Source organism: Paenibacillus sp. FSL H8-0122 (assembly GCF_038005345.1).
In the GTDB taxonomy this organism is placed as follows: Bacteria; Bacillota; Bacilli; order Paenibacillales; family Paenibacillaceae; genus Paenibacillus_AQ.
The window spans coordinates 157,307-171,209 of record NZ_JBBOTB010000001.1 but is presented as its reverse complement, the minus strand read 5'-3'; the positions used below and the strand labels follow the sequence as shown (position 1 = coordinate 171,209).

Below are 13,903 nucleotides of genomic sequence, written 5' to 3'. Positions count from 1 at the left end.
TTTGTGAACAATTCAATTTCAAGCAATCTAAAGTGTTAACGCAAAAGACGCAGGCCGTTCAGGATGACGAGAATCGTACTTCCCTCATGCCCGACCACCCCGAACGGCAGCGCAATCCCCTGCACAAAGTTGCTGATCATTAAGGCGGCAATGACCGTTACGGCAAAAATCATATTCTGCTTCACAATCCGCTGCGTCCGGCGCGCCAGGGCAATCGTCCCGGCAATCTCCTCAATGTTGTCATTCATCAGCACCACATCGGCAATCTCCAGAGCAGCCCCGCTGCCCTTCATCCCCATGCCCATGCCAACTGTTGCGGTTGCGAGCGCAGGCGCATCATTCACCCCGTCGCCTACCATGATGACATGACCATATTGCTCCCGCAGCGCCTTGATGTGTGATACCTTATCTTCCGGCAAAAGCCCGGCGAACACGAGATCGACGCCGCTCTCACCCGCAATGACCCGGGCTGTAGCCTCGCGGTCACCGGTCAGCATCGCTACCTTGATCCCCAGATTATGCAGCTTGCGCACGGCAGCCGCCGCCTGCGGGCGTACGGTGTCCTGCAGGGCAATCATTCCGGCGATGGTCTCTCCGGCAAGGATCAGCGATACCGTTTTGCCTTCCTGTTCTAGCTTGCTGCGCAGAGTCTTCCAGTCTTCCGTATCCGCCCCGGCAGCCTCCCCTTCCGCTTCATCCAGCAGATTCGACTTGCCGATCCGCCACAGCTGGCCATCTATGACGCCTTCAATTCCCCAGCCGGTGACCGACTGGCTCTCTTCAATATCCCGCAGTCCGATCTGTTCCGCTTCCGCCAGCGCGACAATGGCCTCTGCCAGCGGATGCCCCGACAGCTTCTCAATGGAGGCGCTCACGGCCAGCAGCTCTTCCCGCACATAGCCTTCTCCGGCGATGAAGTCCGTGACCTGCGGGATGCCTTCCGTCAGGGTACCGGTTTTGTCAAAAGCAACGACCGAGGTCCGCGCCATATTCTCCAGATGAACCCCGCCTTTGAACAGGATGCCTTTGCGGGCACTCTTGGAGATGGCTGACAGCATAGCGGGCATGATTGAGGATACCAGCGCACACGGGGAAGCCACGACCAGGAATACCATGGCCTTGTAGAACGTATTGCTCCAGCTCCAGTCCAGCACAAACGGCGGCAAGGTGATCAGCAGGACTGTCGCAGCCACGACAATGCGGGCATACACGGATTCGAGCCGTTTGATAAAACGCTGCGAATCCGGCACTTCGTTCTCTGCCTCTTCCACCATGCGGATGATTTTGGCGAACAGCGTATTCTCGGCAGTCTTAGTCACTTCTATATAAAGAGGGCCTTCTCCATTAACAGTACCGGCGAATACTTCACTGCCGGCAGTTTTGTCTACGGGAAGCGATTCTCCCGTGATGGAGGCCTGATTCACAGACGACTCCCCCCGGCATACCTTGCCGTCAGCAGGAACCAGCTCACCCGGACGGATCAGCAGCAGATCTCCCAGCATGAGCTGATCAATAGCTACTTCACTCATCGCGCCCTGCTCAATACGGACCGCAGTGGCAGGCTTGAGGGCCAGCAAGGCAGAGATGTCCTTCTTGCTGCGCTCCATGGTGTAGCTCTCCAGCGCTCCGCTCAGGGCAAAGATGAAGATCAGCATTGCCCCTTCATTCCAGTACCCGATAGAGGCGGCACCCAGCGCAGCGGCAATCATCAGCAGATTGACATCCAGGTCACGTTCCTTGACCAGCGTCTCCACGCCTTCCTTCGCCTTCATCCAGCCGCCCAGGGTGTAAGAGATCACATAGAGAATTACGGATAAGACCTCCGACCAGCCGCTGACGGCCCAGGCTATGAGCATAATCAGCCCGCTCCCCAGAGCGGCCTGCATTTCGGAGTTGCTGAGCATCGCCAGCGGATCGAAGCGGCGCGGTCCCGGAGTGCGGGGCTGCTGCGCCCCTCCTTGACGCGCTATGGATTTGGGCATTGATTTCGAGGTTGCTTGCATGAACAATCACCTTCCTGAATGGTTTTGGTTAAGCGCACACTTGAGAATGAGAGCCATTATTAACACCCTTAAAATGACACATGCTGCCCCGGCATCGCCGGGACAGCATGTTGAATGGGTATGGTAGTTGAGGATAATGACTGAGAGATAAATGAGAATGATAATCATTGTTGCAATAGAGCAACTATATTTCCTTCGCGCAACTTATAACTATACTATACCACGCAAAGCGTAAAAGTAAACCGGGGGCAAGCCTGAATTTGGCTGGAAACAGAAAAAAACAATTGCACGGAGATTGCAGGTATTTGTGAACGGAGACCGTTAAATCCAGAAGGTTCAGAAAAGCGAATGAAACTAAAAACCGGCGCATACTCTAAATTTAACAACTGTACAAATTTGTCAAAGCGGGGGAAACCTATGAATCAGGCTTTTGATTATAAAAGGTATTGGGAGCAGGCGTATCAATCCGGAGAGACATCGGGAAGAGGCTCATATGGCGTACTGGCTGAATTCAAGGCAGAGGTGGTCAACGGACTGATTCAACGCGAGAACATTGCCCGCGTGATTGAGTTTGGTTGCGGGGACGGCAATCAGTTGCAGTATATGAACTATAACGAGTATCTGGGAGTAGATGTATCGGTTACCTCGGTGCGGCTCTGCACCTCCAGGTTTGCCGATGATTCCTCCAAAAGTTTCATGCTGTATACACCAGGCCTGTGGATTAACCGCGGATTCCTGCAGGCCGATCTGACCGTATGTCTTGATGTGCTGTACCATATTACGGATGAAACCGATTTTCGCAATACGCTCCGTGACATCCTGTACTCTTCGACAGAGTGGGTTGCCCTATATACCCGGCTGGAAGAAACCGAAAATTCGGGTGTCAGTACGATCCAGGACCGCAATCTGTTTCATTATTTGCTTGAATATCCAGACTTCAACGTGCATGAGATTATTCCGCAGCGGTATCCTGATCAATCCTCGGCTGACTTTGTCATTCTGAGACGCACTCCTTCCAGCAGAGCATAAACAAATATGAGCCTGGAGGGAGATTGTTCATTTCAGCGTGGAGGCAGGTGCTGCAGCACTTCCTGAGAATCCAGAGAGAATCACACGATTCCTGAACATCCAACAAGTCCCGCCACAGTTCTGCTCCTTGCAGCTGGCGGGACTTTTGGTGTGAATGATGCATTTACATAACTTGAGTTAAAGGACAACCTCCACCTTCACCGAACCTCTGCCCGGATATGGGGGTATAACCGTTCCTTCCAGCAGTTCGCCGTCCACCCGGATCTCCCGGACGCCTGAACAGACACGGCTGTTGTTCTTCACGGTAATCTCATACTCACAGCCACGGAACCGCCGGGTGACCGAGAAGCCCTCCCAGGAAGACGGGATGCACGGGTTAATGGACAGTCCGGCCAGCACCGGCTTGATGCCCATAATGTATTGCGTAGCAGCTACATACATCCACGCGGCCGTACCGGTCAACCAGGATACATTCGCCAGACCGAACCGGTCGGACTCCGGCCCGAACAGGTTCGAGGCATAGACATACGGCTCCGCTTTGTAGCGCCGGATTCCGGCCTGCTCCATGGCGATGTTCGGGATGAGCTGGCGGTAATATTTGTACGCCTGGTCCCCTCTGCCCAGCATACACTCCGCAATAATTGCCCAGGTGTTGGCGTGGCAGAAGACGGCTCCGTTCTCCCCGGTTCCTTTGTTATAGTTGGTTAAAGGATCGGCGGGATCGGGGAAGTTCGTGATGGACGGATGCAGCTTTTTGATGCCCAGCTCTGTATCGAGAATGTCGCGCACACTGTCCATCGCCTTCAGCCCCTTGTCAGGCTCAGCCATCCCGGACAGGGTCGCCCAGGTCTGGGCATTAAGCCAGATCTGGGCCTCCTCATGCTCAGCGGTACCCAGATACCGCCCGTCATCCATCACCGCCCGCCGGAACCATTGCCCGTCCCAGCCCAGCGTGTTCACGAGCGACTTCTGCTCCCCGTAGAGCCGGTCATAGTCCGCCGCATGCTCCGGGTAACCGGAGGCCGCCGCCAGATCCTTCATCCGCAGCAGCACCGTCCCGAACTGCATCGCTGTCCAGATGCTCTCCCCTCTGCCCTCACGGCATACCCGGAAGAGCTGATCATTCCAGTCCGAGCGCAGCATCAGCGGGAACCCGTTCGGCCCCAGATTGGAGACGGTGAAGTCCACCGCCCGCTTCAAATGATCATAGAGCGGCGCCTCACCGCCGTCATAGAACGGAATATTTTCCTGCAGGAATGCCCAGTCTCCGGTCTCGGCAAGAATGTCCCATACGGCCAGCGCCGTCCACAGGTGATCATCCGAATGGATGCTGGTGACCGGGTCCCAGCCCTCATTCGGGAAAAAGTAATGATTCACATGCCCGTCCTGATACTGCTGCCCCAGGAGCAGGCGGACTTTATCCTTGGCTGCTTCAGGATCGTACGGTACGACTGCCAGAATATCCTGAGCGGTATCCCGGTAGCCTACGCCCCGGAAGGTGCCGGTGGCATAATACGAAATATTGCGCGAGAAAAGGAAATTCCGCTGCGACTGGTACGGATTCCAGGTGTTGAGCATACGCTGCGCATCCTGATCCGGCAGCTCACAGCTCCAGGCCCCGAGGTAATGCTCCCAGTTCTCCTGAAGCGCCGCATAGGAACGGGTGACGAAATCCGCCTCCCGCGATTGATCGATGGCCCGTTCAATCTCAGCTTCGTTCATGGCTGTCCCGAGAAAAAAGTTCACGGTGCGGGTCTCGCCGGGCGCAAGTCTTACCCGGACCTGAAGTGCGCCGCAGGGGTCGCCTCCCAGAATCGTTGATCCAGTGCAGCCCCCCTGCTCAATCGCGGCCGGATTGGATTCACTGCGGTAGCTGCCGATGAATTCTTCACGGTCTCCGTCATACCCGGCAAGCGGTGCATCGGACATCATATAGACGAGTGGTGTTTCGTCCGGCTTGGGCTGATTTTCCACCCCGTATTTGTAGATCAGCGCTTCCTTGTCATGGTACTGCACCGACACCTGATGCTTGTTATAGCATTGCCATTGCAGCTCGCGCATGAACTCCATCATCCCAAATTCGGCGTAGGCATACACGTTCAGCTCTTTGACCTCGCTGCTATTGTTCGTCAGCGTCAGATTCCAGATCAGGGAATTCTCATAGGGCCCGACAAAATAAACCGTCTTCGCCGCCAGGTCATCCGCCTGCGCTTCAAAGCGGGTATAGCCCATGCCATGGCTGCTCCGCCACTCCTGCGGCTTCCGGAAGGCCGGCTCATACGTGGGACACCAGTAGCTGCCTGTTCCGGCATCCTGCAAGTAAATATACGGGCCGGAGCGGTCGGTGGGCAGATGGAAGAAACGGTAGCGGGTAATCCGCCAGATCTGCGGAGACTTATAGAATGATAGTCCGCCGCCCGCATGGGACAGCATGGTATGGAAGGTGCCGTTGGATAAATAGTTCAGCCAGGGGGTCGGCATATCATGCCGCTTGAACTCCACCTCCCTCGCCTCATCGTTGAAGGTGAAGTACTGATCCAGCTCATTTGTACGCGCAAGTAGACTGACCCCATAAGGCGGTTCTACAGCCTTGTTACTCTGTGCGCGGCCGGAAGGGCCTGCGGGTGGTGTGGATGATGCAGATGCTGCGGATGGTACCGGTTCATTGGCGTTCATATTGGTCTGCTCCTCTCCTTTGATCTTGCTCATTTGGGCTCCACCTCGTCCATTGTCAGGCGGAACTCCAGATCATTCATATACGTGCCGTCTGTATTCAGGAAAACCATGCCGAAGGCGATATCCTCCTGCGCTCCCCGGACGATGGCGATCAGGCGGTTGATCCCGCTGGCCAGCGTAATCTCTTGTTCAGGCTCCGGCACCAGCCTGCCATTCATATAGATGTCAAAAGCGCAGGCCGAGTTCACCCGGAGTCTGCCGGTTCTCGTTCCGCCCGGCTTCCCGCTGCCTGCGGCTGCTTCGGTTGCATCCGCCGTCTCCGGCAGATGCACGAAGCAGCTCAGGAACAGGGGCCGGCCCTCCGGTGCGGGGATGAGGAAGGTTCCGTCTGCGCGCCGTTCTTTTTTCTTCATCCAGCCATATAGGCCTTCCCCCAGATTGTTCAGAGAGAATTCGGGGTCGGTATAGTAGTCCTTCATCGCCTCGAAGTCGGTATGCGGCGGACAGAACAGTGTCATTACGGCCTCCACCGCCCACTGCGCATCTCCCTTGTCATGAAGCAGCAACTCATCGGCAAAAGCGGCTCCGAGATTGCCGAGCAGGCGCGTGTAGAGCCTGAGACTCTTGTCGCTATCCGGGTCGGCGAGCAGCTGCGAGCAGAGGATCTCTCCCGCTCCGGCCGCCTGCCGGATCACAAAAGCTCCCGGGGCAGCCGCCTTCCTGCGGTTCAGCTCGACCAGAGCCAGCCTGCTGTATTCCGCCGTATGCTGTCCGGCGAAATAGTCCTTCCAGGCTGTGCCTTCGACGCTGGTGCATAGCACCTCAGCGCCCGGCACCTCCAGCCTGTAAGCGGCCAGCTCCCGGTTGACGACATCCCGGGGCGAGAGATGCACCTTGTCGAAGCCGAACAGGTCGACCGGGCTGATGCCCTGCACGGCGGCGTGCGCATAGTCCGCCGCCAGATGATACGTCCCGTGCGGCGCAATGCGCACAGGAGCGTCCAGCAGGCGGGCGAGCGCCTCCTGCCCGCCGGGCTCGGCCGGCAGCACCAGCACGCTGCCGCCGGCCAGGGCCGCCTGGCGCACGGCTTCCGCCGCGCCCGGCGTGCCCAGCAGTGCGGCCTCCACGACGAGGAGGCCGGGGGGCAGGCCGGACAAGCCTGCGGCGCTGTCCAGGCTCTGGCCCTTCAGGCGGAGCTTGCCGAGCAAGGCTGCCGCCGGACTGTTGCTGCGGACCCAGACCGCAGCGGATTGTGCCGCGGCTGGCGCAGGCGCGGATACGGTAGCCGGCGCGGCGTGCCGGGCTGCGGCGCTAGCCTTGACGGCGGCGGCAGCGATAGCCCCGGCGGCGGTAGCGGTAGCCCCGGCGGAGGGCCCGGATATGGCGGCAGATGCCGGGGCTGCCGCGCGGCCCGCATACTGCAGCAGGCTGCGCAGCAGCAGCTGCGCCTGGGGAACCCGCTGGAGATGGTCCATGATCTCCAGCTGATTCGCCAGGAGCATGCCCGCACCGCTGCGGTATTCCAGCAGCGGCGACCACAGATCGCCGCCGTCTCCGAAGTCCCCTGCGCTGCATTCCAGCAGCAGGGTGAAGTCGCCGGTCACCGGCTTCTCGAACGCCGCCCGGATGATCGGCAGCGGCCCGTCCTCGCGCAGCTCCTCATGCCAGTACATCAGGTCCTCCGCGCCTAATCCCTGGAGCACCGGATGCCCGTAATCCCCGCTATGTGCGCGGATGAATTCCCGGCGGGTGAGCGGCAGCCTGCCTGGAGAGAGATGAAGCTGCTCCAGCAGCAGCAGCCGCCCCCCCCGCTGCACGAATCCTCTCAGCCTCCGGTCCAGCGACCCGTCCTGATCCTCCACCTTGCTGCCGGCAATCAGCAGGGTTCCGGCCGCAAGCTTATCTACAGCTTCCGGTTCTGCCCGGACCAGAGCGGGCACCAGCGCGTGAATCGCCTGGAAGTCCCGGTCAGAGCCGATGTAAGCTGCTGACAGGGCGATCTCTACCGGCTCTGTCCGGCAGCTCCCGGACAGCAGGCGGTAGCTTACCTCAAGCTCATGCATCAGCTCGCCGCCATGGAACAGCCGGGCGGACAGAGTGGCTTCTCCTTCACCTACCGGTGCGCCTACTCCTGCTCCCTCTCCTGCTCCAGCTCCTTCGCCATGGACTGCCTCCGGCATCCACTCCAGCCGGATGCTCTGGCGTGCAGCAGGCTCATGCCGGAAGTGGAAGGTCTCGCTGTGCACCCTGCGCCCGTCCTGCAAGACTTCACATTCAATCAGTACTTCCTGCGCTGACAACGTATCGTTATAGACATCGAAGCTGCGGGAGACCCGCGCATCATCGAAGAAGCAGCGGTTGTATTCTGCAGCAATCAGCGTGACCGGCTTGAAGGCCGCGGCCATAATGGCAAAAGCAGGATTAGTCCTGTAGACCGGATACTCCTCCGGCAGCAGCCCGTTGTTCAGCGAAAGCGAGTAGGCCGGAATCACAGCAGGCTTGGGGCCGGGTGTGGTCAGGTCGGCCTGCGGCAGCTTCAGCTCCTGCTCCGGCATCGCCCGCATGAAGTAATGGACAAAGTTAAAGGTAGAGATGCCTGAGACGCCCTGCCGCCGTGCATATTCCACGAACAGCCGCTCCTTGTGGGCCAGCCCGGCAGCACTTGCATCTGAATCCTTATATACCTCCATTCCCGAGTACATGCTGCTGTTCTGCGGACAGATGTACCACCACCCGCCATGCTCGCCGAAGGTGAGCGGAACCTTCCGGTCCCACTGCGCGATCGTGCCGTCAATATTGTAATGACGGCTCTCCACCTCGGTCTGCTGCCTGGAGACCAGGCGGTTGTCCCCTTCCACCATGACCGGGCGGGTGGCATCCAGCGCCTTCATCAGCCCGATCAGGCCGGGGATATGCTGCTTGTAATGATCCCGTCCGTCCACCCAGCGCATCTCGTTCTGCACGCTCCACAGAATGACCGAGGGGTGATTCTTGTCCCGCTGCACCAGCCGCTGCACATGCGCACGGCAATTGTCTATGAAGTCGGGATGGGCGGCATCCATGCTTTTGCTGGAACCGTAGATGGCCGTCTCATCGACAATCAGCATCCCCTCCTCATCGGCAATCCGCAGATAATCGGAGGGATACGGCTGCGCATGCAGCCGGATGCTGTTAATGCCCGCCTGCCGGCACATCCGGTACCAACCCCGGATATAGTCCTCTGTCTGCTGGGCCGCCCCCTGAAAATGCCAGGAGTCCCCCCGCAGATTAACGGGAATCCCGTTCAGCATAAACTGCGGCCCCTCGCACCAAAACTCCCGGAAGCCAAAGGTCTCGCTCCGGCGGTCCAGAACCACATCGCCCGATTGAAGCACAAGCTCCAGCTCATACAGGACAGGAGAATCGGGGCTCCACAGCATAGCCTCCTGCCAGGGCAGGTTGAATGCCGCTCCGCCCCACACCCGGCTGCCGGTATTGCTGCATAACTGCCGCCCGGCAGCATCCTCCGCAGGGCGGGGCGCTACTGCTGCTTCCGCTTCAAGGACGGGCAGCGAACGAGCGGCCGCCAGCGGCTGCGGCCGATTCGGCGGCTCTGCCAGCGCGGACAGAACGCCGGACTTCCGCTCCCTGACATGCAGGAGCACCCGCAGACCTTCCGGTAAGGGACCGTCTTCTGTGCCGCTTATCAATGCATCCACTTCCAGCCTTCCCTGCCGGACAGAGGTGCGGATCGTAAGATCCTCCAGCGATACTGGCGGATAGGCCTCCAGGAAGACATCCTGCCAGATACCCCGGGCGATTCTGCCGAACCAGGAGCCGGAGAGTCCGGTAATTTTGGTCTCCCCGGAGGGAAGCACCGCCGTGTCAAAGCTGCCGCAGACCACATGCAGATGCTGCTCCCGGCCGGGCTTCACCAGCGCGGTGATATCCAGCCGCAAGGGCAGGAAGCCGTCCTCCCAGAGCGCAATCCGCTCGCGGTCCAGATAGATTGCCGCTTTTTGCATAATGCCCTCGAACCGAAGTACAACCCGCTGCTCCAGCATCGTCTCCGGCACCTGAAAGCTGCGGTGAAGCACCCCGGCTTCGGCTGCATTCCATTCCTCCGGGTAGCTGTATACATCAAAGGGCTGGAAATTATGGTCGGCGACTTCGCCGAATTTGCTGCCTGAAGGCGCAGTATAGCTGTAGCGCCAGCTCGATGGAACCTGTATTTTGCGGGCCTCGTATTGCAATTTCTCCGGAAGGGCGCGAGTGCGCGGCTGGTCATAGAGCGGCATGAAATCCCACTCGCCATTGAGACATATGGATGTACGTAACATATTCATTCTCCTTTTCCTGTATGGGGGCGTGGGATGGCTAGGACGGGCGCAAGCTTTTTCCAAATGGCCTGATCCGGCTGCATCCCACTCCATTTCCTGAAATGCGGGTCCATCACCTCACCCCAGTTCTCCGGCCGGAGATTCGTGGCAAGCTTCCCGGCGTACGGGGCAGGCTCCACCGTTGCAGGCAGCTCGGAATAAAAAAACAGCAGGTTCTCATGCAGCCCGATAATCCCATATTTGTCGCCGTCCCCCGGATGCTCCTCCTGATACTGATAATGGTGATACACATAGCTTGCGACCTGCTCCGGCTTCAGCGCCGCCACTCTTCCGTAGGGGGTTCCCGCCGCATGACTGCGCTTCCAATGCTCTGCGGAGACCGGCTGCTGATAATGGAAAATGTCCATCATAGGCACCCACAACCGGGGCTGCTCCCCTCCCGGCCACTCCTTGAGCATCTCTGCCGCACCCTGAAATAACTGCTCCGGCCCTACCTCCCGGCTAGTGCACTCATAGTACAGAAACAGCTCCTGACCATCCTGAAAAATACTAAGCCGTTCAAGGTCCAGCCTGTCCATGCGTTCATTCAGTAACTGGGTCTGTGCATCCCAGAACGCAGATGGATTAGCATCCTCCCTGCACTCGGCTCTATATAAACAACGCTGCATCGTGTCCCTCCAACCTTATGTCATCTACCCTTCTAGAGTAACGTATCCGGCGGGCCGCTTCCTTGACGATCATGCCCTTCTTTAGCATAATAACGACATGCGAAAATGGAGCTATAAACTCCATGTGATGCGGCAGCGGAATCCGGCTTACTCTCAGCGCAATGCAGACGGCCCGGCGATGGTTGAGGAATGAAGGAGGGGCTAGTTACGGGAGAAAAATGAGATGCTGATCGAGGCTTGCCAACGGTGGCGTTGGGGGCACATATTGGCTCGTGCGCCAATGGAGGATTTACGGGGATGTGGTGGGATGTGGTGTATTTGTACCCTTCATTCGTGGTTCAATGGCGGATTGGTGGAAATGTAATGTATTATACCTCTCATTCGCGCTCCAACGGCGGATTTCTGGAAATGTAGTGTATTTATACCCTTCATTCGTGGATCAACGACGAATTGGCGGAAATATAGTGTACTTATACCCTTCATCCGTGGATCAACGACGAATTGGCGGAAATATAGTGTACTTATACCCTTCATCCGCGCTCCAACGGCGGATTTACGGAAATGTAGTGTATTTATGCCCTTCATCCGCGCTCCAACGGTGGATTAGCGGAAATGTGGTGTATTTATGCACTTCATCCGCGCTCTAACGGCGGATTGGGAGATTGGGGGCTTGGGGTTGGGGTTCGCGGGTTTGCAGGTTTGCGGGTTGCGGGTTGCGGGTTGCGGGTTGCAGGTTGCGGGTTGCGGGTTCGCGGATTGGCCCAATGTAGTGTATTTACAACAGCGCCTCCGAACATAGCACACGAATAAGACGGCCAGGTTCCCCTGCCGTCTTATTACACACCTAGTAGCTCCACCAACTATCCCTATAACCAACTATCCTTCTAGCTGTTCCATTGCGCCCGCTAACGCCATGCATCCATGATCCTACCCCTCCCCATCACTATCACCATCACGCAGAGGACTGCCCTGGGCTTTACGGTATTCGCCCGGCGTGATGCCTTCGAGCTTCTTGAAGACGCGGATGAAGGACATGGGGTACAGATACCCCACGCGCTCCGCGATGCTCTGCACTGGTTCGGAGGTTCCGGTCAGCAGGCGCTTGGCCTCCTCCATGCGCAGGCGGGCCAGATAATCGACGAAGTTCTCGCCGATCTCCTCCTTGAATATCCGGCTTACCGTCTTGGTGTTCATGGCGAAGCTGTCGGCAACATGGGTCAGGGAGAAGTCGGGGTCCGCGTAATTGCAGCTAATGTATTCGCGCACCTTATTGGCGAGCGTGTACTGCTCACGGTTCATCCGCAGGCTGCGCAGCGCCTCCTCCATCTCCTCCAGCGAAGAGACCAGTTCCCCGTGCAGCTCCTCAATCCATTCAAAAGACTCCGGTGAATGCGGAATGCCCCGCAGCCGTCCGTTATTCCAAATCCCCTTCATCTCCGGCGGCAGCTCCTGCATCTCCCGGGACAGCCCGGTCTCCAGCAGCCTCAGCAGCCGGACGATATCCTCCTTGGAGTAGTTGCCGCCTGCCAGCAGCTCGAAAATCCGCTCGATCAGCGGCTTCCACTCTGCGTTCCCCAGCCGGTACAGCTGGGGAACGGCACCGATGGCCTGGACCAGCACATCCATTCCTTCAGCCGGAGGCAGCGGGCTTCCGGCAGGCGCCGCATAGACGCGGCCTGGGCCAGCGGTTATTTTGCGTTCCAGCGCCCCCAGGGCCTGGCGGTACGCACCCGATAAGCCGCCGAGACCGGCGGCAGGTCCGCTGATGCCGAAGGTAGCCGTGAACTTGAGATGCTGCTTCACCCAGGAGCAGGCACTCTCGGCAATCATTAGGGCCTTCTCCGCCGCACCATCAGCGTTCTCCCCGCCCGCAGAGCGGCGGAACAGCAGTCCCAGACGGCCCGGTCCGATCCACTCAGTCCACAGGGACACCCCTTCCTTCTCGGCGATCTCCTGAATCACACTGCGCAGGGTGAATTTGAACAATGCCTGATCCCGTACCGAGTAACCTGCGGCAAAAGCCTCATAGAAATCAATCTCGGCAATGCCCACCACCGCACCTGCGAATTCACTGTCCATCCCGATCCGTTCCGCTTCCCTGACCCAGTTATCCGCCGACATCTGGCCGCTGTTCTCCAGCAGCTCCTTGAATAACTGATTCCGCCTGTGCAGAATCCCCTCGGCCTGCTGCTGCTCATAGCTGTTGGTCTGCTCGATCAGGCTCTCCAGCGCATGGCCGATGAAGGCAAATTCGTCGCCTTCCTTGCTCTGCGGCTTCCAGCCGAAGGAACGGTCCTCTCCGAACCTGTAGATCCGGCTCATGACCTGCTCAATCGGACGGTAATTCCGGTGGCTGATATAGGTCATGGCCGCAATCCCGCCAACGACAGCCGCAAAGCCCAGAATTGCCCAGATATTGGAGAAGGCCGACAGCAGCGAGAAGGCCTCCGCCCGCGCCATTCCAACCTTGATCGTCCAGCCGGTATAGGGGGACATCCGGCTAACCGCCCGATCCTGAACCTGCGGGTCAGAACAAGTATCCGCACCTGCAAAAGCACGCCCTCCGGCATCCTTCAGACAGATTTCTGTATTCGCCATGTTCATATCCTGAATCAGCGCCTGCAGAGATTCCTTGCGCACATTAATGACAATCAGCCCCTGCTCGCCGGAGAAGTAAGGCACCTGCTCCACAAGTGAAATGACCGATTTCGGCCGGTCCTCCCCGGAGAAAAGCTGCAAGTCACGGATTCCGCTCCAGGTATAGCTGGGGGCATTCCCCATCGCAGTCTCAATAAAGCTGCGGTCCCCGAAGTCCGTCAGGCGGGAGGCGAAATGCTGCATCAGCACCTTGCCGTCGGCTGCGCGGTACAGATAGACCGAATCAATCATCGGCAGCGGCGACATGAAATCGAGCAGCACCTCCGCGACCCCGTAATCCTGATAAGGGTCAAGCTTCCCCGGCCGGTCGAAATAACTGCCAACCTTCTCCTCCAGCAGCAGGCTTTTGATCGTGGTGGTCTCCAGGTTGCGCAGGGTGGTGTCCACAATCTGCAGCACATTTTCCGCGTACACGCCGTTTGCCTGAGCCGTCTGTCTCTCCATCGCTTCATTTAAGGTCAGGAAGAACAGAATAATGAGGCAAAATACTACGGCAAACAGGATCGGCAGGTAGGAAAGAATCAGTCGGTACAGCCATTTCTTATGCATC

6 protein-coding genes are annotated in these 13,903 nt (G+C 58.3%); 1 reads left to right on the top strand and 5 read right to left on the bottom strand.

The genetic code is table 11. From position 1 onward, the window contains the following. Window positions 1-35: 35 nt before the first annotated feature. Window positions 36-2,003: a heavy metal translocating P-type ATPase gene (locus NSS64_RS00780; protein ID WP_341138908.1), complete on the bottom strand. Its 1,968-nt coding sequence runs from the start codon at window positions 2,001-2,003 to the stop codon at window positions 36-38. Window positions 2,004-2,420: 417 nt separating this feature from the next. On the opposite strand from NSS64_RS00780, the gene NSS64_RS00775 reads away from it, so the two are divergent. Beyond that, complete coding sequence (locus NSS64_RS00775) at window positions 2,421-3,032, top strand: class I SAM-dependent methyltransferase (RefSeq protein WP_341138907.1); 612 nt, start codon at window positions 2,421-2,423, stop codon at window positions 3,030-3,032. 177 nt (window positions 3,033-3,209) lie between these two features. On the opposite strand, the gene NSS64_RS00770 is transcribed toward NSS64_RS00775, so the two are convergent. The 4 genes from NSS64_RS00770 to NSS64_RS00755 all read right to left on the bottom strand — a co-directional run bounded on the left by NSS64_RS00770 (window position 3,210) and on the right by NSS64_RS00755 (window position 13,902). Beyond that, the gene (locus NSS64_RS00770) at window positions 3,210-5,741 is read right to left on the bottom strand and encodes a GH36-type glycosyl hydrolase domain-containing protein (protein WP_341138906.1); all 2,532 of its coding nucleotides are present in this window, start codon (window positions 5,739-5,741) and stop codon (window positions 3,210-3,212) included. Then, complete coding sequence (locus tag NSS64_RS00765; protein WP_341138905.1) at window positions 5,738-10,027, bottom strand: glycoside hydrolase family 2 TIM barrel-domain containing protein; 4,290 nt, start codon at window positions 10,025-10,027, stop codon at window positions 5,738-5,740. Before NSS64_RS00765 ends, NSS64_RS00770 begins: the two co-directional genes overlap by 4 nt. A gap of 2 nt (window positions 10,028-10,029) precedes the next feature. Further along, complete coding sequence (locus NSS64_RS00760; RefSeq protein WP_341138904.1) at window positions 10,030-10,695, bottom strand: hypothetical protein; 666 nt, start codon at window positions 10,693-10,695, stop codon at window positions 10,030-10,032. 927 nt (window positions 10,696-11,622) lie between these two features. Continuing rightward, window positions 11,623-13,902 carry a helix-turn-helix domain-containing protein gene (locus NSS64_RS00755; RefSeq protein ID WP_341138903.1) on the bottom strand — a complete coding sequence of 760 codons (2,280 nt, stop codon included), beginning with the start codon at window positions 13,900-13,902 and terminating at the stop codon, window positions 11,623-11,625. Window position 13,903 lies beyond the last annotated feature (1 nt).

Bases quoted from the DNA above. Each gene is read 5' to 3' on its own strand.
- NSS64_RS00765 (WP_341138905.1), bottom strand. From the start codon at position 10,027: ATGTTACGTACATCCATATGTCTCAATGGCGAGTGGGATTTCATGCCG.
- NSS64_RS00780 (WP_341138908.1), bottom strand. From the start codon at position 2,003: ATGCAAGCAACCTCGAAATCAATGCCCAAATCCATAGCGCGTCAAGGA.
- NSS64_RS00755 (WP_341138903.1), bottom strand. From the start codon at position 13,902: ATGCATAAGAAATGGCTGTACCGACTGATTCTTTCCTACCTGCCGATC.
- NSS64_RS00775 (WP_341138907.1), top strand. From the start codon at position 2,421: ATGAATCAGGCTTTTGATTATAAAAGGTATTGGGAGCAGGCGTATCAA.
- NSS64_RS00770 (WP_341138906.1), bottom strand. From the start codon at position 5,741: ATGAGCAAGATCAAAGGAGAGGAGCAGACCAATATGAACGCCAATGAA.
- NSS64_RS00760 (WP_341138904.1), bottom strand. From the start codon at position 10,695: ATGCAGCGTTGTTTATATAGAGCCGAGTGCAGGGAGGATGCTAATCCA.